This window comes from Blastococcus sp. TF02-8, from assembly GCF_003319175.1.
GTDB lineage: Bacteria > Actinomycetota > Actinomycetes > Mycobacteriales > Geodermatophilaceae > Blastococcus.
The window spans coordinates 48,529-68,351 of the sequence record NZ_QOHK01000002.1 but is presented as its reverse complement, the minus strand read 5'-3'; the positions used below and the strand labels follow the sequence as shown (position 1 = coordinate 68,351).

Annotated in this window: 19 protein-coding genes and 1 pseudogene; 7 read left to right on the top strand and 13 right to left on the bottom strand. The window is 72.9% G+C overall.

Annotation, left to right across the window (positions count from 1 at the left end; genetic code table 11):
* Window positions 1-106: 106 nt before the first annotated feature.
* Both DQ237_RS04405 and DQ237_RS04400 read right to left on the bottom strand, forming a co-directional pair.
* Window positions 107-442: a YnfA family protein gene (locus DQ237_RS04405; RefSeq protein ID WP_113797594.1), complete on the bottom strand. Its 336-nt coding sequence runs from the start codon at window positions 440-442 to the stop codon at window positions 107-109.
* On the bottom strand, window positions 439-1,287 hold the full coding sequence (locus tag DQ237_RS04400; protein ID WP_113797593.1) for an alpha/beta fold hydrolase: 849 nt from the start codon (window positions 1,285-1,287) through the stop codon (window positions 439-441). The genes DQ237_RS04405 and DQ237_RS04400 overlap by 4 nt, the downstream gene beginning before the upstream one ends.
* A gap of 72 nt (window positions 1,288-1,359) precedes the next feature.
* Between DQ237_RS04400 and DQ237_RS04395 the strand changes: the two genes are divergently transcribed.
* The gene (locus tag DQ237_RS04395) at window positions 1,360-3,099 is read left to right on the top strand and encodes a helicase (RefSeq protein WP_113797591.1); all 1,740 of its coding nucleotides are present in this window, start codon (window positions 1,360-1,362) and stop codon (window positions 3,097-3,099) included.
* A 69-nt stretch (window positions 3,100-3,168) separates the two neighbouring features.
* On the top strand, window positions 3,169-3,594 hold the full coding sequence (locus DQ237_RS04390) for a hypothetical protein (RefSeq protein ID WP_113797589.1): 426 nt from the start codon (window positions 3,169-3,171) through the stop codon (window positions 3,592-3,594).
* Window positions 3,595-3,597: 3 nt separating this feature from the next.
* Here DQ237_RS04390 and DQ237_RS04385 read toward each other — a convergent pair whose 3' ends face one another.
* Window positions 3,598-4,137 carry a DinB family protein gene (locus DQ237_RS04385; RefSeq protein ID WP_113797587.1) on the bottom strand — a complete coding sequence of 180 codons (540 nt, stop codon included), beginning with the start codon at window positions 4,135-4,137 and terminating at the stop codon, window positions 3,598-3,600.
* A gap of 56 nt (window positions 4,138-4,193) precedes the next feature.
* Between DQ237_RS04385 and DQ237_RS04380 the strand changes: the two are divergent.
* From DQ237_RS04380 to DQ237_RS04370, 3 genes and pseudogenes are all read left to right on the top strand, one after another.
* A pseudogene (locus tag DQ237_RS04380) lies at window positions 4,194-5,542 on the top strand (DNA polymerase IV).
* Window positions 5,539-7,110 (top strand): FAD-binding oxidoreductase, encoded by a 1,572-nt coding sequence (locus tag DQ237_RS04375; RefSeq protein ID WP_113797586.1) that lies wholly within the window; start codon window positions 5,539-5,541, stop codon window positions 7,108-7,110. Before DQ237_RS04380 ends, DQ237_RS04375 begins: the two are co-directional and overlap by 4 nt.
* 22 nt (window positions 7,111-7,132) lie before the next feature.
* A complete protein-coding gene (locus tag DQ237_RS04370; protein ID WP_113798488.1) occupies window positions 7,133-7,726 on the top strand; it encodes a bifunctional 2-polyprenyl-6-hydroxyphenol methylase/3-demethylubiquinol 3-O-methyltransferase UbiG in 594 nt (197 codons plus the stop codon).
* Window positions 7,727-7,733: 7 nt separating this feature from the next.
* Here DQ237_RS04370 and DQ237_RS04365 read toward each other — a convergent pair whose 3' ends face one another.
* The 3 genes from DQ237_RS04365 to DQ237_RS04355 all read right to left on the bottom strand — a co-directional run bounded on the left by DQ237_RS04365 (window position 7,734) and on the right by DQ237_RS04355 (window position 10,352).
* Window positions 7,734-8,111, bottom strand: coding sequence for a hypothetical protein (locus tag DQ237_RS04365; RefSeq protein WP_113797584.1), 378 nt, complete (start codon window positions 8,109-8,111; stop codon window positions 7,734-7,736).
* Window positions 8,112-8,220: 109 nt separating this feature from the next.
* Window positions 8,221-9,111 (bottom strand): hypothetical protein, encoded by an 891-nt coding sequence (locus DQ237_RS04360; protein WP_113798486.1) that lies wholly within the window; start codon window positions 9,109-9,111, stop codon window positions 8,221-8,223.
* A gap of 32 nt (window positions 9,112-9,143) precedes the next feature.
* Window positions 9,144-10,352, bottom strand: a complete 1,209-nt coding sequence (locus DQ237_RS04355; protein ID WP_240619407.1) for a CdaR family transcriptional regulator — start codon at window positions 10,350-10,352, stop codon at window positions 9,144-9,146.
* A gap of 95 nt (window positions 10,353-10,447) precedes the next feature.
* Between DQ237_RS04355 and DQ237_RS04350 the strand changes: the two genes are divergently transcribed.
* Together DQ237_RS04350 and DQ237_RS04345 are read left to right on the top strand one after the other, a co-directional pair.
* The gene (locus DQ237_RS04350) at window positions 10,448-11,548 is read left to right on the top strand and encodes a ferredoxin reductase (RefSeq protein ID WP_113797582.1); all 1,101 of its coding nucleotides are present in this window, start codon (window positions 10,448-10,450) and stop codon (window positions 11,546-11,548) included.
* Between the two features lie 28 nt (window positions 11,549-11,576).
* Window positions 11,577-12,773, top strand: a complete 1,197-nt coding sequence (locus DQ237_RS04345; protein WP_113797580.1) for an acyl-CoA desaturase — start codon at window positions 11,577-11,579, stop codon at window positions 12,771-12,773.
* A gap of 83 nt (window positions 12,774-12,856) precedes the next feature.
* On the opposite strand, the gene DQ237_RS04340 is transcribed toward DQ237_RS04345, so the two are convergent.
* From DQ237_RS04340 to DQ237_RS04310, 7 genes are all read right to left on the bottom strand, one after another.
* The gene (locus DQ237_RS04340) at window positions 12,857-14,770 is read right to left on the bottom strand and encodes a hypothetical protein (protein ID WP_147251740.1); all 1,914 of its coding nucleotides are present in this window, start codon (window positions 14,768-14,770) and stop codon (window positions 12,857-12,859) included.
* A gap of 168 nt (window positions 14,771-14,938) precedes the next feature.
* A complete protein-coding gene (dnaB, locus tag DQ237_RS04335) occupies window positions 14,939-16,309 on the bottom strand; it encodes a replicative DNA helicase (protein ID WP_113797576.1) in 1,371 nt (456 codons plus the stop codon).
* A gap of 625 nt (window positions 16,310-16,934) precedes the next feature.
* Complete coding sequence (gene rplI, locus DQ237_RS04330; RefSeq protein WP_240619406.1) at window positions 16,935-17,390, bottom strand: 50S ribosomal protein L9; 456 nt, start codon at window positions 17,388-17,390, stop codon at window positions 16,935-16,937.
* Window positions 17,391-17,392: 2 nt separating this feature from the next.
* A complete protein-coding gene (gene rpsR, locus DQ237_RS04325; RefSeq protein WP_012951016.1) occupies window positions 17,393-17,629 on the bottom strand; it encodes a 30S ribosomal protein S18 in 237 nt (78 codons plus the stop codon).
* A gap of 88 nt (window positions 17,630-17,717) precedes the next feature.
* Window positions 17,718-18,209 (bottom strand): single-stranded DNA-binding protein, encoded by a 492-nt coding sequence (locus DQ237_RS04320; protein ID WP_113797574.1) that lies wholly within the window; start codon window positions 18,207-18,209, stop codon window positions 17,718-17,720.
* Between the two features lie 2 nt (window positions 18,210-18,211).
* A complete protein-coding gene (rpsF, locus tag DQ237_RS04315) occupies window positions 18,212-18,499 on the bottom strand; it encodes a 30S ribosomal protein S6 (protein ID WP_113798480.1) in 288 nt (95 codons plus the stop codon).
* 219 nt (window positions 18,500-18,718) lie between these two features.
* Window positions 18,719-19,690 (bottom strand): hypothetical protein, encoded by a 972-nt coding sequence (locus DQ237_RS04310; RefSeq protein ID WP_113797572.1) that lies wholly within the window; start codon window positions 19,688-19,690, stop codon window positions 18,719-18,721.
* Between the last annotated feature and the right edge of the window lie 133 nt (window positions 19,691-19,823).

Below are 19,823 nucleotides of genomic sequence, written 5' to 3'. Positions count from 1 at the left end.
AGCGGCAAGCTGTGAGATGTCCCCCGTGTTCTCCATGGCCCTGGGGACGATAGGACTTGATGCGTCTCGCAACCAGCGCACCACCCAGATCGAGCGCCATGTCCTGTCAGGCGCCCCGCGGGGCGTACATGATCACGGCGACACCGGCGAGGCAGATCAGCGCGCCCGCGACGTCGTACCGGTCGGGGCGGAAGCCGTCCACGACCATGCCCCACGCCAGCGAGCCCGCGACGAAGACCCCGCCGTAGGCGGCGAGGATCCGGCCGAAGTTCGCGTCGGGCTGCAGCGTGGCGACGAACCCGTACAGCCCAAGCGCGATCACCCCGGCGCCGATCCACGCCCAGCCGCGGTGCTCGCGCACGCCCTGCCAGACCAGCCAGGCACCGCCGATCTCGGCCAGCGCCGCCAAGGCGAACAGCACCAGCGACCGGGCGACCGTCACTCGACGGCGTCCAGGAAGCGGCGCAGCGTCTCCAGGAAGATCTCCGGCTGCTCGGAGTGCACCCAGTGGCCGGCGTTCTTGATCCGCACCAGCCGGGCGGCCGGGAACAGCTCGTCCATGCGCTCGCGGTCCCGCGGCAGCACGTAGTGCGAGTTCGCCCCGGCGATCCAGAGCACCGGCCCGTCGTAGGTGGCGCCGGGCGGCGGGTCCGGGAAGCGGCGCAGCTCGCCCAGATCGCGCGCCAGCAGGTCCAGGTTCAGCCGCCAGCGCCAGCCCCCGTCGGCGCCGACGCCCTCCCGGACCAGGCTCTGCAGCAGGAAGCTGCGCACCATGCGGCTCGGCACCGCGGCCTTCAGCGCGGCGTCGGCCTCGTCGCGGGTCTTCAGCGACTCCAGGTCCACCGCGCGCATAGCGGCGATGAACTCCTCGAAGGGGGATGCCTCCTCGTCGGCGTCGTCGGTCCGCCCGCCCTGCAGCGGGTACTCGACCGGTGCGATGTCCACGACGACGAGCGCCCGCAGCAGCTCGGGGCGGCGCAGCGCCAGCTGCATCGCGACCTTGCCGCCCATCGAGTGCCCGACGAGCGTCACCGGCTCGCCGAACGACGACAGCTCCTCGGCGACCAGCTCGGCCATGTCCAGGTAGTCGACCCGCTCCGTCCAGGGCGAGTGGCCGTGGTTGGGCAGGTCGAGCAGCGTGACCCGGTGACCGTCGGCCAGACCCTTGGCGATCGTGGTCCAGTTCTTGCCCTGGCCGAACAGCCCGTGCACGAACACGACGCGCGGTCCCGCCTCGCCCAGCGTGCGGGCCGCCAGGCGTTCGTCGGCGCCGGTCTCCTCCGTCACCCGGCGATTCCATCAGACGGGTCGTCGTCCCCGCCGCTTACCGTGCCGGGGAACGAGGGGGAGTACCGACGCATGCCAGGACGACGGCGCAGCACGAGCAACCGCAGCACCAAGACCACCGCCACGAAGACGACCGACACCCGCGCCCGCAAGGCGGCGCCGCGGAGACCCGCCGCGAAGAAGCCGGCTCCCGAGATGCCCACGGCCGCCCCCGGGGAGCGGGTGTGGGTGCTCGCCGTGCCGTTCCGCGCGCCGGCGCCCGGCGCCGTCTGGCACCCGGGGCTCCAGGCGCACGTGTGGGTCGGCCGCGCGCTGCCGGCCGAGCTCGCGCCCTACGACCCTCCGCCGTACAGCCTGGAACGCTTCCTCGAGGACGAGCTCAACGAGACCCCGCGCCCGCTGCCCGTCACCCCCGCCCTGGTGCCCCGCGAGCCGCAGGAGACCGGCGCCGAGGCGGTCGCAGCGCACGCCGCAGCCGGCGGCCGGGTCTTCCTGCTCGGGGACGACCCGGGCGTCGGCAAGACCGGGACGGCGATCCTCGCGGTGCACGAGATCGCCGCCCAGCGACCGGTGCGCACGGTCCTGGTGATCGCCGACCGGCCGGCCGCGATCACCATCCCGCACTGGGCGCGCTCGATCGCCGGCTTCGGCGACGGCGGACTGCGCTGGTGCGTCACCACCTGGGACCGGCTCGGCAAGGTGGCCAAGCAGAAGTTCGACGTCGTCGTCGCCGACGAGGCCCACATGGTGCGGCACACGACCACCCAGCGCTGGAAGCACTGGAAGGCCGTCTCCGGTGCCGCGCGGGTCAAGGACACCCCCTACGTCCTGGCCGCGACGGCCACCCCGGCGCACACCCCGCTGGAGCTGCCCTACCTGGCGCCGGAGTTCGCCGCCCGGCACGGCGAGTCGATCAAGGAGTGGGCGGACCTCCCCACGGCGCTGGATCGGCACGGGTTCCACGTGGAACGTGGCCGCTACGGCTGGCAGTGGACCGAGGACGCCGACGAGCGCCGCGCCGACCTGGCGCGGCTGCAGTCCTGGCTGGCCGATGCCCACCCGCCCGCGACGCTGCACCGCCCGGCGCCCTGGGGACCGGTGTCGGTGACCGGCACGCCGGTGCTGCTCACCCCCGCCGAGCGCGCGCAGTACGAGGCGGAGTGGTCGGAGTTCCGCGCGGAGATGCAGCTGGCCCGGCGCGGCCGGCAGACCGCCCGCGGCCGGGCCGCGCTGCTCCGGTTCCGGCAGAAGGCCGGGCTGATCCGCGTGCAGGCGACCGTCGACTGGATCAAGGCGCAGGTGGAGGCCGAACGCCAGGTCGCCGTCTCCGTGGAGTTCGTCGAGACGGCGGCCGACCCGATCCGGGAGGCACTGCTCGACGCGAAGATCCCGGTCGCCGGCATCTACGGGCGCGACCGCTTCGACGTCGAGGCCGAACGGCTGCGCTTCCAGCGCGGCGAGGCGATGGTCTGCGTCTTCACCGTGACGGCGTCGATCAGCCTGCACGCCGAGGAACTCCTGCCGAACGGGTCGCCGGCCTCTGCGAACCCGCGGGTCGGCCTGTTCCACCAGCCGCGGTTTTCCGGCATCCAGGCCCGGCAGGTCACCGGCCGGACGCACCGCGACGGGAAGACCTCGCCGTGGCGGGTCGCCTTCGCGGCCGACACGGTGGAGGAGCAGGTGGCGAAGGTGATGGTCGAGCGGCTGGCGGTCAGCGGGTCGACGGCCGGCGCGGACACGGCGTCGCTGCAGGAGATCGCCGAGCTGCTCGACGCCGACTGGTTGCCCGGGGCCGCACTCACCGACGCCTGAGCGCTGCGCCGATGCCGGCGCCCGTTCCGTGCTCCCATGGGTGGGCGGGTTCCACGCGAGGAGGACGTCATGGCGGTCAAGGACAAGGTGCGGCAGCGGATCCAGGACCTGCTGCCGCCCGGCGAGCTGATCCGGTACGTGACCGTCGCCCAGCTCAAGCCCGGCGGCGGGGGGCGGCGGATCGCGGCGAACGTGGCACTGAGCACCGCGGTGGCCGCGGTCACCAGCGTCGGCATGATGCGCCTGAGCACGCCGTCCCCGGTCTACGTCGCCGTGACCGACCTCCGGATCGCGGCGTTCATCAAGCCGCAGATGGGCTCGTCGGTGGGTGAGCTCGTCATCGACTTCCCCCGGGCCGCGGTCCAGCTGTCGTACACGACCGGGCTGCTCGCCACGGTCCACTTCACCGATCGGGCCACGGGCCAGCAGATCTTCCGGCTCAACTGCGGCTTCGCCTGGAACAGGGCGCGGGCGATCGTCGACGCCGCGACCTGAGCGCTACTCGCCGACCGCGCCGTCGATCGACTCGCGGATCAGGTCCGCGTGACCGTTGTGCCGCGCGTACTCCTCGATCATGTGGACGACGATCCAGCGCAGGGTCGGGGTCCGGCCGTCCCGCAGCGCCACGGCGGCCGGGCGGTCCAGCCCGCCGTCGGCCAACGCCTCGGCGACCAGCCGACGCGAGCGCGTCACGGCGTCCTCCCACAGCGTCCGCAGCTCACCGGGGGAGTCCGCCACCGCCGACTGCCAGTCGTGGTCGGGGTCGCTCTCCCAGTCCACGCCGTCCCAGACCGGGCTGCGGGAGAGGCCGTGCACCCGGCAGGCGAACCAGGTCTCCTCGACGTAGGCCAGGTGCTTGAGCAGGCCACCGAGGCTCATCGACGAGGCACCGACCGTGACCCGCAGCGCGTCGGCGTCCAGGCCGGCCGTCTTCCACGCCAGCGTGGCCCGGTGGAAGTCGAGGAAGCCCAGCAGGGTCGACACCTCGTCACCCGCCATCGGCGGCTCGGGGCGGCCCTGCTCGTCGAGGATCGTCATGCCCGGAACCTAGTGCGCCCGGACGACGCGGATGATGGAGCGGTGAGGCGCTGGTCGTGAGAGGAGCCGCGAGCATCCTGCACCTCGACCTCGACGCCTTCTTCGCCGCGGTCGAGCAGCGCGACAAGCCCTCACTGCGCGGCCGGCCGGTCGTCGTCGGCGGCGTCGGTGGCCGCGGCGTCGTCGCCACCGCCTCCTACGAGGCCCGCGCCTACGGCGCCAGGTCGGCCATGTCGACCGCCGAGGCGCGCCGCCGCTGCCCACCCGGCACGGCGTTCCTGGGCGGCCGGTTCGCCGCCTACCGGCGCACGTCCGACGTCGTCATGGGCCTGCTGCGCGAGCTCTCGCCGCTGGTGGAGCCGGTGTCGATCGACGAGGCCTACGTCGACCTGGCCGCCGCCGGCACGCACGACCTCTCGGTCGAGGGTGTCACCGCCCTGGCCCGCGACCTCAAGGACCGCATCGCCGAGGCCACGGGCGGGGTGACCGGCTCGGTGGGCATCGGCAGCTCCAAGCTCATGGCCAAGATCGGTTCGGACCTCGACAAGCCGAACGGGCTGGTCGTCGTCGCCCCCGGGCAGGAGCTGGAGGTGCTGCACCCGCTGCCGGTCACCCGGCTCGGCGGGGTCGGCCCGGCCACCGCCGAGCGGCTGCACCAGGTGGGTGTGAAGACCGTCGGCGACCTCGCTGCCCGCTCGCTGCCCGACCTGGTGGCGCTCGCCGGCCGGGCGCACGGCGCGGGCCTGTACGCCCTCGCGCGGGCCGACGACGACCGGGCCGTCGTCCCCGACCGGGAGGCCAAGTCGGTCTCGCACGAGGAGACCTTCGAGCGCGACCTCACCGACGTCGGTGTCCTGGGCCGGGAGATCGACTCGATGGCCGCCCGGGTGGGGGAGCGGCTGCGCAAGGGGGCGATCTCGGGCGCACCGTCACGCTCAAGCTGCGCCGCTACGACTTCACCACCCTCACCCGCTCCCAGACCCTCCCCCAGCCGACCGACGACCCGCGGTTGATCGCCACCACGGCCCGCCGGCTGCTGACCGAGGCCGGCACCGCCGGCGGCCTGCGGCTGCTCGGAGTCGGCGTCTCGGGACTGTCCGTCTACGCCCAGGGCGACCTCTTCGCCGAGGGGATGCTCGCCGAGGACGACGACCCGGACGAGCCCCAGCAGGAGATCCAGCGGGCCGCGGAGCCGGTCGCGCTGCCGGTGGAGAAACGTTGGTGGCCGGGCCAGGACGTGCGGCACGACGAGCACGGCGCCGGGTGGGTGTGGGGCCGCGGCCTGGGCCGGGTGACCGTCCGCTTCGAGGGGCCGTTGACGCCGCCCGGGCCGGTGCGCACGCTGTCGGCCGACGACCCGGCGCTGCACGCCGCCGACCCACCCCCCTGGAGGACTCCCGGATGACCGCGACGGCGACCCGCTCCTGGTGGGGCTGGGGCACGACCGACCGGGCCCTGCCCGACGACGAGTGCGTGGCGCTCGCCGGGCTCATCCCGGGCCTGCCCGAGCGTCCGAGGGCCGTCCCCGAGGTGCGGGACCTGATCCTGGCGCCCTCCCGGGTCGTCCCGCCCGCCGCGCTGCCGGTCACCACCGACCCCGACGTCCGCGCCGCGCACACCTTCGGCAAGGCCTACCGCGACGTCGTCCGGGCGCTCGACGGGGACCTGCGTGGCGCCCCGGACGCCGTGGCCCTGCCGCACAGCGAGACCGACGTCGTCGACCTGCTCGACTGGGCCGCCGGCGCCGGTGTGGTCGTGGTTCCCTTCGGCGGCGGCAGCTCCGTGGTCGGCGGCGTCGAGTACCGCGGTGACCGTCCCTGGGTCTCCCTGGACCTCACCACCCTCGGCCAGGTGCTGGAGATCGACCGCACCAGCCGGGCCGCCCGCATCCAGGCCGGCACCCTGGGGCCGGCCCTGGAGGCGCAGCTGCGGCCGCACGACCTGACCCTGCGGCACTTCCCGCAGAGCTTCGAGTTCTCCACCCTCGGCGGCTGGCTGGCCACGCGCGCCGGCGGGCACTACGCCACCCTGCACACGCACATCGACGACCTGGTCGAGTCGATGCGCGTCGTCACCCCCGCCGGGGTCAGCGAGTCGTGGCGGCTGCCGGGCTCCGGCGCGGGCCCCTCGCCCGACCGGCTCTTCCTCGGCTCGGAGGGCACGCTCGGCGTCATCACCGAGGCGTGGATGCGGCTGCAGGACCGCCCGCGGTTCAAGGCGTCGGCCTCGGTGACCTTCCCGGAGATGACGGCGGCGATCGACGCCGTGCGGGCCATCGCCCAGGCCGCCCTCCATCCGGCCAACTGCCGGCTGCTGGACCCCGGCGAGGCGGCGCTCTCGGGCGCGTCGGGTGGCGAGGCGGTGCTGGTGCTCGGGGTGGAGTCCGCCGCCGTGCCGGTCGGGAGCCGGCTGGCCGAGCTGGCCGACCTGGCCCGCGCGCACGGCGGGACGGTGGCCGTCGCCGACGGGAGCCGCGACGCCGCGGCCGACGCCTGGCGGAGCACCTTCCTGCGCATGCCCTACGTGCGCGACGGGATGGCCCGGATGAGCGCGATCGTGGAGACCTTCGAGACGGCCTGCACCTGGGACCGGGTGGCGGAGCTCTACTCGGCCGTCCGCTCCCAGGTGGGAGCCGCCGTGCGCGAGGTGACCGGCGCCGAGGGCCACGTCAACTGCCGGTTCACCCACGTCTACCCCGACGGCGCGGCGCCGTACTTCACGGTGATCGCCGCCGGGCGGCCCGGCTCGGAGGTGGCCATGTGGGACGACGTGAAGACGGCGGCGTCGGAGGTGCTGGGGCGGCTCGGCGCCACGATCACCCACCACCACGCCGTCGGCCGCGACCACCGGCCCGGCTACGACCGGCAGCGACCGGAGCCCTTCGCCCTGGCCCTGCGCGCGGCGAAGGCGGCCCTGGACCCGGCGGGGATCCTCAACCCGGGGGTGCTGGTGGACGAGGTCCCGGTCCGCTGACGCGTCGGCGAGAATGGCCGGCATGACCGAGCCGAGCGCGTGGACGCGGATGACCCAGGAGGACCCCGACCACTCGCGGGCCTACGTGCAGCGGTTCCGCGACCTCGCCGCCCAGGGCGTGGACCTGGTGGGGGAGGCCCGCCTGGTCGACGCGATGCTGCCGCGCGGCTCGCGGGTGCTCGACGCCGGCTGCGGCCCCGGCCGCGTGGGTGGCTGGCTCGCCTCGGTGGGCCACCAGGTCACCGGTGTCGACGTCGACCCGGTGCTGATCGCCGCCGCGGAGGAGGACCACCCCGGCCCGCGCTGGCTCGTCGGCGACCTGGCGGAGCTGGACCTGCCGGGGGAGGAGTTCGACGCGATCGTCAGCGCCGGGAACGTCATGGCGTTCCTGGCCCCCTCCACCCGGCGCACGGTGCTCGCGCGGCTGCGGGCCCACGTGCACGAGGAGTCCCGGGCGGTGATCGGGTTCGGCGCGGGACGCGGTTACGACTTCGGCGAGTTCCTCACCGACGCTCGAGCCGAGGGCTGGGTGCCCGACCTGCTGCTGTCCACCTGGGACCTCCGGCCGTTCACGCCGGAGTCGGAGTTCCTCGTCGCGGTCCTGCGCCCCGCCTGACCCGACGTCAGGCGGTGCCCGTCGACCCGCCGTCCACGCTGTCGTGACCGCGCTCGGGGGCGTCCCCGTGCGGAGCGCCCGGCCCTCCTCCGTGGTGCCCCGGACCGCCGCGCCCGTCCTCGGCGCTGTAGCCGGCATCCCGGCGACCGTCGCCGTCGTGGGCGAGGGACCCCACGCCCAGGCCGAGGAGCAGCCCGGCCACCAGCCCGGCTGCCACGAGGCCGGCCGGCTTCGCGCCGCGGCGCAGCGTCGCCCGGGAGGGCCGGCGGGCGGCGACGGCCCTCCGCAGCCGCGCCCGCCGGGTCGGCGCCGGGGCCGGTTCGGCCGCCATCGCCTGCTCGACGACCTCCGGCTGCTGCGGCTGCTGCGGGTTGTCGGTGCTCATGCTGTCCCCCTGTCCTGTCCGGCCCACGGTGGGCCGGACAGGAGGGAACGTCGACCCGGTCCCTGGCAGAACCCTGGTACCCGGCTGCGAGGGCGCTACGAGACGCCGCTCAGAGCCGAGAGTTCGCCCGGAGGAGGGAGAGCGCCTCCACGGTGCGGTGACCACGCCACTCCAGCGTCGCAGCGGAGGAGTGGCTGTCGAAGTCCACGGCCCAGCCGCCGTCGGGCTGCTGCCCCGCCGCGAGCCGGTCCAGCTCCGCCTCGACCACCTCGGGAGCGAACAGCGACCGCGCCGGGCCGCCGGGGAACGGCGCGAAGTCCAGCGGGCGCATGTACTCGTCGGGCGCCCCACCGGCGACGTGCAGCATCCCGTCGGCCGGCACGTGCGAGCGCACCAGGCCCACCATGGCCTCCGCGATCCTCGGCCGGGCCGTCGCCACCGCGTCCAGGAACCGGACCGCGAACGCCAGCTCCATCGCGTGCACGTCGGCCGGTAGCTCCTCGATCGCGTCGAAGCAGTGCGACGACGCCCGCCGCAGCCACAGGTGCTCCGCCACGTCGGGCACGGCCACCGCCACGCGGTACGCCGTCGCCGCGACGACCGCGGTGATCTGGAGCGAGGACCGCGTGGGGTCGGCCCCGACCCAGAACGGTGCGCAGGCGGCGGGATCGGGGATCGGGAGCGCGAACGGCAGACCGCCGTCGCGAAGGGTGACCGACGCCAGCCAGTCGCACACCTCCAGCGCGCGGTCGCGGCCGTCGGCGCCGGTCTCGGCGAGCGTCTCCAGGGCGTGCAGCGCGCCGCCGGGCTGGCTGGTGGCCGACCGGAGGTCGGGTTCGAGGCCCCAGCCGTAGCCGCCGTCGGGATTGCGGTAGCCGTCGAGCGCCGCCAGCACCGGAGCCGTTCCACCGCCGGCGAAGAGCAGCTCGAAGCGACGGCGGTCCAGTGCGCGGGCGGCTCCGGCGAGGAAGTCGGCGGCCGCGCCGAGGTCGACGGTCACGGCGTCACCCTGCCGCACGCCACCGACAGCTGTCAGCCGCGGTCGCCGGCCGGCTCGGGCCGGTCGGCGACCCCGAGGGCGATGGTCAGCTCCAGCACCGCCTGCGGGTCCTCCAGCCGGTCCCCGTACAGCTCGCGGAGCTGGGTCATGCGGTAGCGCACGGTCTGCGGGTGGACGAAGAGGTCCGCAGCGACCTGGTCGCGCCGGCCGTGGTGCAGCAGCCACGAGCGCAGCGTCTCGGTGAGCTTCTCCCGTGCGGTGTCGCCGAGCCGCTCCAGCGGCGCCAGGACCCGTGTCCGCAGGTCGGCGAGGGCTTCGGCGTCGGCGCGGACGACCAGCTCGGCCAGGCAGGCGTCGGTGTCCAACGGCGCGCGCTCCTCGGCCCGCAGCCCCAGCCGCAGGGCCCTCAGCACGCGCGCGTAGGAGGCGTGCGCCTCCGACCAGGGCCGGGCCGGGCCGACGACGGCCTCCCGGCCCTCCAGGGAGCGCAGCAGCGCCGGGCGTGCCGGGCCGTCGGCATCGGGCACCAGGAGGACGGTGAGCTCGCCCTCGGGCTCCACGTCGGGCACCTCCTCGACGGAGCGCAGCGTCCGCGCGTCCAGCGAGACCAGCGCCCCCTGCGTGCGTGCCGCGGGGAGGACGACGACGGTGAGCGTGCGGGGCGGTGCCCACTCCGCGCGCTGGGCCGCCTCGACCAGCTCCGCGTGGGGGCTGCCCAGCAGCAGCCCCTGCGCGAGCCGTTCGAGCAGCCGCTGCCGGGCGCGACCGCTGGAGGCCAGCTCGTCGGCGTGGCCGGACACGCTGGCTGCCGACAGACGGTCGATGTAGGCGAACACCAGCTCGGCGAACCGGGCCGTCGACTCCGGACCGAGGCCGTTCGCCACCGCCGTGGCGCTCATGTCCCGCCAGGAGACCCGCGCCCCCACCCGGTAGGCCGCCAGCAGCGCGTCCATCGAGCGGCCGCTGCGCGCCTCCCCGCGCCCCAGCGCGTACGCGGCCTCGACCACCGGGCCACCGGGGGTGCCGGCATCGGCCGTCCCACCGGCGGCCGCCAGCTGGAGGAAGCCGCGCAGGGTGAGCTCGACGGCGTTGGAGATCTTCCGGCCCATCGGCCCCTGGAACGCGTCGGCGTAGCTGGGCACCGCCACGATGATCGCCTCGACGGCGCGCTCCGCCACCTGCGGCAACTCCGCCCGCATCGCGTCCGCGACCGCCTCGGGGAACCCCCGCAGCTCCGACACCGTCCGGCCTCCTTTGTCCTCAGCGAACAGAACCTACCCCTCGATTCACGTCGAGAGCACAGGTATTTGGCTCTCCTGCTGGGAAAGCTGGATGCATGACAGCGACGACGCCACGGCCCTCCCCGGCCCGCAGCACGCTGCGCGACCGCGTGCTGAAGCTCGCCGAGGTGGTCACCACCCCGCTGCTGCCGGTCGACTACCTCGACCTGTTCGACCCGCTGCGCTCCGGCGCGGCCCTGCGGGGTCGCATCGAGGCCGTGTTCCCCGAGACGCGGGACGCCGCCACGATCCTGATCCGCCCCGGCCGTGACTGGCTGCCGCACGTGCCCGGCCAGTACGTGCGCATCGGCATCGACATCGACGGCGTCCGCCAGTGGCGCGCCTACTCGATCACCTCGGTCCTCGGCCGCGCCGACGGCTGCTTCACCATCACGGTGAAGGCCATCCCCGACGGGAAGGTCAGCAACCACCTGGTCCACCGCGTCCAGCCGGGCACCATCGTCCAGCTGGACCAGGCCACCGGTGAGTTCTGCCTGCCGGTCGAGGTGCCCGCCAAGTCCCTCTTCGTGACCGCCGGGTCCGGGATCACGCCGGTCATGGGCATCCTGCGCAACCACGCCGACCAGCTCACCGACACGGTGCTCGTGCACTCGGCCCCCACGGCCGACGACGTCGTCTTCGGCGAGGAGCTGCGGCAGATGGCGGCCGAGGGCCGGATCACGCTGATCGAGCAGCACACCGACACCGCGGGGATGCTCGACGCCCGGTCCATCGCCGAGCTGGTCCCCGACCTGCACGAGCGCGCGACGTGGGCCTGCGGGCCGGTCGGCATGCTCGAGGCGCTGGAGGAGCACTGGGAGTCCGCTGGCATCGCCGACCGGCTCTACACCGAGCGCTTCCGCCCCCGCGTCCTGGCAGGTGCCGGTGAGGGCGGCGCGGTCAGCTTCACGAAGAACGGCACCACCGTCGAGGTCGAGGGCACCACCCCGATCCTCGACGCCGCCGAGGAGGCCGGCGTCCTCATGCCGAGCGGCTGCCGCATGGGCATCTGCTACGGCTGCGTCCTCCCCCTCCGCGAGGGCGCGGTCCGCGACCTGCGCAACGGCGAGATCACCTCCGCGGACGACGTCGGCGACGGCGTCCTCGTCCAGACCTGCATCAGCGCGCCCGCCGGCGCCTGCTCCATCGACCACTGATCCAGCTGAACCAGAGGAGCCGGACACCATGACCGTCATCCAGAAGAAGCCCGAGAACCCGATCGCCCACCTGAGCGCGGAGGACATCGAGCTCATCGGCAAGGAGCTCGACACCATCCGCCAGGAGGTGCGCGACAGCCTCGGCGAGAACGACGCGAAGTACATCCGCACCGTCATCGACGTGCAGCGCAAGCTCGAGCTCGGCAGCCGCGCCGTCCTCCTGGCCTCGATCTTCCCGCCGGCCTTCGTGCTCGGGACGGTCGGCCTCTCGGTCGCCAAGATCCTGGAGAACATGGAGATCGGGCACAACATCCTGCACGGCCAGTGGGACTGGATGCGCGACCCGAAGATCCACTCCACGACGTGGGAGTGGGACATGGCCAGCCCCGCCGAGCAGTGGAAGCACTCGCACAACGAGCTGCACCACACGTACACGAACGTCGTCGGCAAGGACAACGACCTCGGCTACGGCATCATGCGCGTCGACGAGGACCAGAAGTGGCACCCGATGTACCTGGCGCAGCCGCTCTGGAACTTCATCAACGCGTGCTTCTTCGAGTACGGCATCGCCGCCTACGACCTCGAGCTGGGCAAGAACCTGGCCACCAAGAAGCGGCGCAGCAACCCGAAGTTCCGGGCCGATGCCAAGAACGTCCTGAAGAAGATCCGCAACCAGGCGGCCAAGGACTACCTGGCGCACCCGATCCTGTCGGGCCCCTCGTTCGTGCCGACCCTGGTCGCCAACTTCACCGCCAACGTGGTGCGCAACCTCTGGTCGCACTCGGTGATCATGTGCGGGCACTTCCCCGAGGGCGTCGAGACCTTCGAGAAGACCTCCATCGACGGCGAGACCCGCGGTGAGTGGTACGTCCGGCAGATGCTGGGCTCGGCCAACATCTCGGGCAGCAAGGCCATGCACATCATGACCGGCAACCTGAGCCACCAGGTGGAGCACCACCTGTTCCCGGACATCCCGAGCAACCGGTACGCGGAGATCGCGCCGAAGGTGAAGGACGTCTTCGACCGCTACGGGCTGACCTATCACTCCGCTCCGCTGTACAAGCAGGTCGCAAGCGCGTGGCACAAGGTCATCCGCCTCTCCCTGCCCAACGGCTGGCTGGCGGAGACGACGCCGAAGAACGCCCCGGCGCAGATCGTCAAGCTGGCCCGCATGACCTTCGGTGGCAAGCAGGTCCGTCGCCAGCTCATGAGGGCCGCCGCCTGAGCAAGGGTTGCGCCTGAGCAGACGTTACGCAGAGGGGCCCAGAACCGTCACGGTTCCGGGCCCCTCCGTCGTCCTGCTGCCGATCAGCGGCGCGACGGCACCGGGGTGCCCTCGGGCCAGTTCAGCGTGAGCAGCAGGGCCGGGTCGCTGATCGGCACCTCCCACACGTTCCCGGCGGCATCCGGGTCGACGACCTCGCCACGGCCGAGGAATGCCGCGATCTGCTCCTTGCCCTCGGCCGCCGCGGGCAGCGCGGAGAGCAGGAAGCCGTGCGGGTTGTTGCGCGCGTTCGCCGTCCGGTCGTTGCGGTACAGGCTGGTGCGCGACCACAGGTCCCCGGCGTCGATCAGCGTGTACGACGTCGGGTTCGGCACGGTCTGGTCACCGAACGCGACCTGGAGCAGGACCCGCTCGGCGTCGATCAGCGGCGCGAAGGTCTCCGGGCTCCCGGAGCGGCTCAGCCACGTCGCCCGCGCCAGGTAGTCCTGGATCGCGAGCGCGCCCGGCACCGGCGCGACCACGGGGGCCTCGCCGCGCAGCGGGATCTGCTCCTGGAAGAACGACCGCGTCGCGTCGGTGCTGTTCAGCAGGTTCGCGGCCTGGAGCTGCTGGGTGGTGAGCAGGCGGAACGACGGCGAGATCCGCGCGATCTCCGAGATCGGCCCACCGGGCACGTTGAGCACCGCGCGGGCGACCTTCGGGTCGGCGCCGGTGAGCATGGTGCCGTAGATGCCACCGAAGCTCTGCCCGAAGTAGGTGACGTCGGTGCCGGAGAGGTCGGCGGTCCCGTTCCCGTCCACGTCGGTGCCGCCCAGCGAGCGCATCAGCGTCATGATGTCGGCGCTGGTCTGCCGCAGCGCGTCACGCGAGGACTGCGCGGTGGCGGCACCGGTGGCCGAGGAGCCCTCGGTGTTGCCGATCGTGCGGTTGCCGTCCTGGTCCACGCCCCGTCCGTAGAAGGGCAGCGTGGTGACCTTGCCGCCGCTGGTGATCCGGAGCGCTCCCTCGGGACCGTACCCGTGGCCGACCACGTTGGTGCCGATCGTGGCGATGCCACGCTGCATGTTCGTGCTGGCCGCCGTGATGACGTTCGTGGCGTTTCCCGTGAAACCGTGCCCGAAGACGGCGACCGGCCAGCCTCCCGCGGGAGCGGGACCGGCCGGGAGCACGGCGACGAACGGCAGCCGGACGGCGCCCAGCGCCGTGGGCCCGGCGTCGCGGGTCGGCGTCTGCTGGATCGTCACGTCGGAGCGCAGCCAGTTCGGCGCCAGGTAGGAGCCGAAGACGTAGGTCCCCGGGGCCTGGGTGAACCCGACGGTCGTGGGAGCGGCGTCGGGTGCGCCGACGGTGACGTCGGCGACCAGCTGCACGAGGGTGCCGGCGGTCGGGAAGACCCCGTCGATCTGCAGCCCCGGCATGGTGATGCCGGAGTCCTTGAACGCCCGGCCGCTGTCGATCTGCTTGCGCAGGTCCAGGAGGCCGTCGGTGGCGCTCATGGTGGTGAAGGTGTCCTGAGCGGACTTGTTCGCCGGCCCACCCTGCACGCGCAGCTTGTAGGTGGTGCCGGGGGCGAGCTGCTGCTCGGGGTGCGCGTACAGCGTCGTGGTGGCCGGGTCGTAGACCACCCGGTCGACGCCGGTGCGCCAGCCGCCGTGCGCGTCCTGCAGGGTGATCCGCGCGGCGGCCTCGACCGGGTCGACCGGCCCGTCGAAGCGGACGGCGATGCGCGGGTCGAGGTCGAAGCCGTCGAGCTGGTTGAGCTGCGCGGTGAGCCCGCAGCTGATCGGCGCACCGCAGTTCGCCGTCGGCAGGTTCACGCGGCGACCGGTCAGCTGACCCTTGTCGGCGACCGTGAGGCTGTCGGAGGGGAACAGCGAGACCGGGTCGGCCTTGTTCGGGGCGGCGAGCGCGGAGGGGGCCGCGGCCGCGAGCGTCGCGGTCACGGCGAATGCGGCAGCAGCGGACGTCGTCGTCCGCCGCCAGGCACGAGAGGGCACTGGTACTCCTCGGTGTCGGGGAGCTCCTTCCTAGCTGAGCGTGATCGGCGACACACCACCGGGTCGCGCGCAGCGGTTGATTGCACCCGCTCGGGGGACCCCGCGACGACACGAGAGGCCCGGGACCGATCGGGTCCCGGGCCTCTCGTCGCGCGCTTGCTGCGTCGGTCAGTTCGCCATGTCCACGAAGCGGCTGTAGTGGCCCTGGAAGGCGACGGTGACGTTCGCGGTGGGGCCGTTGCGGTGCTTCACCAGCATGATGTCCGCCTCGCCGGCCCGCGGGGACTCCTTCTCGTACATGTCCTCGCGGTGGATCATCATGACCATGTCGGCGTCCTGCTCGATCGAGCCGGACTCGCGGAGGTCGGACAGCATCGGCTTCTTGTCCTGGCGCTGCTCCGATCCACGGTTCAGCTGCGACATCGCGATCACCGGGACCTCGAGCTCCTTGGCCAGCAGCTTCAGCGCGCGGGAGAACTCCGAGACCTCCTGCTGACGGCTCTCGACCTTCTTGCCGGAGGTCATCAGCTGCAGGTAGTCGATGACGATGAGCTTGAGGTCGTTGCGCTGCTTGAGACGCCGGGCCTTGGCCCGGATCTCCATCATCGTCATGTTCGGCGAGTCGTCGATGTAGAGCGGCGCATCGGCCACCTCGCCCATCCGGCGGGCGAGCTTCGCCCAGTCCTCGTCGGACAGCGTTCCGGCGCGCATGTGGTGGAGCGGCACCTTCGCCTCGGCCGACAGCAGTCGCATGGTGATCTCGTGCTTGCTCATCTCCAGGGAGAAGATGCAGGCCGGCATGCCGTGCTTGACCGTCGCGGAGCGGGCGATGTCCAGGCCCAGGGTGCTCTTGCCGACACCGGGCCGGGCGGCGATGACCACCATCTGACCGGCCTGCAGGCCGTTGGTCAGCTCGTCGAGGTCGCGGATGCCGGTGGGCACGCCGCGCGCGGTGCCGCCGCGGGAGGCGATCGCGTCCAGCTCGTCCATCGTCGGCTGGAGGACGTCCTCGAGGCGCGAGTAGTCCTCGCTCATGCGCTTCTCGGTGACGTCGTAGATCTCCTGCTGGGCGCGGTCGACGATGTCGTCGACGTCGCCCTTGCCGCCGGCGGCGCCGTAGCCCAGCTGCACCACGCGGGTACCGGCCTCGACCAGCCGCCGCAGCACCGCCTGCTCGGCCACGATGGCGGCGTAGTAGCCGGCGTTGGCCGCCGTCGGCGTCGAGGCGATCAGGGTGTGCAGGTAGACCGCGCCACCCATTTTCGACAGCTGGTCGGTGCGGTTGAGCTCCGCCGCCACGGTGATCGCGTCAGCCGGCTCGCCGCGCCCGTACAGGTCGATGATGCAGTCGAAGATCACCTGGTGCGCCGGACGGTAGAAGTCGTTGCCGTGCAAGACCTCCACGACGTCGGCGATCGCGTCCTTGCTCAGCAGCATGCCGCCGAGCACCGACTGCTCCGCCGCGACGTCCTGCGGCGGCTGCCGGTCGTACTCCGGCGCCGTCACGGACGGTCGGCTGAACTCGTCGGCCACCGCCACGGGGGTACCTCCATCTCCTTGCGGGCGCGCCCGCGACACCACTGCGCGCAGGGGAAGTACGCGAGCTCGGCGGACTGCGCCGGACCGAACAGCTGTTCGGTTCCTGCCTACCGCAGGGGACCGACAGTCCCGGGTGCGCGGTGGCCGAGGAGGACGTTAGGAACCGGGAGGGGCCCGCGTCCAACACCGATGTGCACGCCGATCTGCACAACTTGTGGACAAGTCGGTGGACGGACGCGTGTCGACATGTGGAGAAGGCAGGGGACGGGCGGTGGTCGACGGCGGGGAAGCCGCTCCCGACCTGCGCGAACGTCGTCCCCCGGCTGTGGACGCGAAGTTCTCCGGAACTTTTTTCCACCGCTGTCACCGGTGGTGCCCGCGTGACGGACGGGTCCCAGAACCGGCAGCACCCGACCGTTCCGGGGCGGAGGGGACGACGCGTGCTGGTCAGGACGGCATCGCCGGGAAGGGCCGGCACGGCTGACCGGCGGCGACGAGCTCGGCGGCCACGGATGTCCAGCACCAGGCCCAGTGGCCTCCTGACCCACGAACGCGGCGAGGGGCGCCGGATGGATGTCCGACGCCCCTCGCGGGCGGTGCAGAGCCTCTCAGCGGCTCACCGGGCTCAGCCAGCGACGACGTCGATCGTCAGCTGGGAGGAGACCTCGGGGTGCACCCGCACGGTGACGGTGTGGTGGCCCGTGGTCTTGATGCTGCTGGGCAGCTCGATGCGACGACGGTCGAGCTCCGGGCCACCGGCGGCGGTGACCGCAGCGGCGACGTCGGCGGTGGTGACCCGGCCGAACAGACGGCCGCCGTCACCGGCACGGGCCGGCACCCGGACGGTCAGCCCGGCGAGGCGGCCGGCCACGGCCTGCGCCTCCTCGAGCGAGCGCACGTCGCGGGCGGCACGCGCCCGGCGCAGGGACTCGACCTGCTTCTCGGCACCTCGGGTGGCGACGATGGCCAGCCCGCGGGGCAGGAGGAAGTTGCGGCCGTAGCCACCCTTGACCTCGACGGTGTCGCCGGAGGACCCGAGACCGGTGACCTCAGCAGTGAGGATCAGCTTCATCGTGCTCATGATCAGCGCGCCGTGGAGGTGTAGGGCAGCAGCGCCATCTCACGGCTGTTCTTCACGGCCGTGGCGACGTCACGCTGGTGCTGGCTGCAGTTGCCGCTGACGCGGCGGGCACGGATCTTGCCGCGGTCGGAGATGAACTTCCGCAGCAGGGTCGTGTCCTTGTAGTCGATGTAGGTCGCCTTGTCCTTGCAGAACTGGCAGACCTTCTTCTTGGGCTTGCGAACAGGGGGCTTGGCCACTGTCTCTCTCCAGAAAAGTGTGATGGAACGGCCCCCTCGCAGGGCCCCGCGGCGAGCGGAGCGAGGCGTGGGGGGCGAGGGGGTCCTCTTAGAAGGGCGGCTCGTCGGACGGACCGGCAGGCGTCGACCAGGGGTCGCTCACGCCGCCGCCACCGCCACCGCCGAAGCCGCCACCGCCACCGCCGCCGAAGCCGCCGCCTCCGCCGCCCTCACCGCGCGAGGCGCGGGTGACCTTGGCGGTGGCGTAGCGCAGCGAGGGGCCGATCTCGTCGACCTCGAGCTCGATGACGGTGCGCTTCTCGCCCTCCTTCGTGTCGAAGGAGCGCTGCTTGAGGCGACCGCTGACGATCACGCGGGAGCCGCGGGTCAGCGACTCGGCGACGTTCTCGGCGGCCTGACGCCACACGTTGCAGCGGAGGAAGAGGGCTTCGCCGTCCTTCCACTCCTGCGACTGACGGTCGAAGGTCCGCGGCGTCGACGCCACGGTGAAGTTGGCGACGGCAGCGCCGGACGGCGTGAAGCGCAGCTCCGGATCGGCGGTGAGGTTGCCGATCACGGTGATGACGGTTTCGCCGGCCATGGTCAGTGGACCTCGGGCCGCATCAGCTTCGTACGCAGCACCGACTCGTTCAGGTTCAGCTGGCGGTCCAGCTCCTGGACGGCGGCCGGCTCGGCCTGGATGTCGATGATGGCGTAGATGCCCTCGACCTGCTTCTTGATCTCGTAGGCCATCCGACGGCGGCCCCAGATCTCGGTCTTGACGGTGCCACCGGACTTGGTGACGACGGTCAGGAACCGGTCGAGCGAGGGAGCGATGGTGCGCTCCTCGAGATCGGGGTCGAGGATGACCATCAGTTCGTAATTGCGCACGGAGAACCCCACCTCCTCTGGTCTCAGCGGCTGCAGAGCATCTGCAGCAGGAGGGTCGTACATGCGTCGCGCGCCCCGGGGACTCCTACGAGACCCGGAACGCGCAGGTCCAGCCTACCAGCGACGCGGTTCGCGCCCCCGGCCGCCGTCCACCTGGCCCCCGGGAACGGCCGTGGCCGCCGTCCCCGGCGGGGGCGGCGGCCACGGTGGCGGAGTGGATCAGCGGCTGGCGCGCGACGCCTGGTGGGTGCGGACGAGCGCCGCGGTGACGGCGGCCAGTGCGACCACGGCGGCCAGCGCCGCAGCCGGGAGCGTCGCCGGCTGCTCGGCGGAGGCGTTCACCGTCTCGGCGCTCTCCGCGTCCAGGGCGGCACCGTCCAGGCCGGCCAGCTGGCCGAAGACGGGCACCGAGGCGCCGTCGTAGGAACCGGCCAGCCCACCGGAGCCGCCGCCGGTGGCCGAGCGCGCGCCGCCGCCGGTGGCCGGGACGAAGAACGCCGACGGGTCGAAGGCAGCGATCGCGCTGCGCGTGGCAGGAGCCAGGTTCGCGGCACCGCCGCCGCCCAGCGGGTACTGGTACTGGCTGCCGTCGATGCCCTGCTGGGCCGGGCCGTCCTGGTTCGGCTGCTCGATCGGCGGCGTCACCGGGGTCTGCCCGGGGCCCCCCGGCACCTGGACCTGCGGCAGCGGCGGCAGCTGGACGGGCGGCAGCTGGGGCAGGTTGACGCCGGCCAGGTTCGGCAGCGGGAGGAGGGTGTTGACGACGAGCGGCTGGGGGCGCGGCAGCGGGGGCAGCAGCTTGTTCGTGGCATCGATGAGCGGCTGGGTGATCGCGGCGCGGCTCTCGTACCGGTAGGTGAAGGTCAGCCAGCAGCCCACGACACAGCTGGCGTCGAACTTCTGGGCGAACTGCTCCTTCGGCGCCAGCGTCTTCGGCTGCTGCTGGCCGGGCAGGGTGAGCGCGACGTCGGTCTTCACCGTGACGTCGACCAGTGCCGGGAGGAGCGTGCCCCCGACCTTGAGCTGCTTGTCCTGCAGCTCGTTGACGAAGGTGACCGTGCCGCCCTGGTCCACGGAGACGACCAGCTGGGTGAGGTCGCGGATGGGCACGGTGGCCGTCGGCGCGGCCTGCGCCTCGGGGGCACCGGAGACGGAGGCCGTGGCGACACCGATCCAGGCGAGCACGGCCACGGCGAGACCGCGGCGGGCTGTCCGTCGTATGCGACCCGTTGCCATGTTCTGCTACCTCCACGTCGACGCCACACCACTACCGGCGAGTAACCCCCGTCACGCCCTCAACGATGATGTGACGCGGGCGATACGG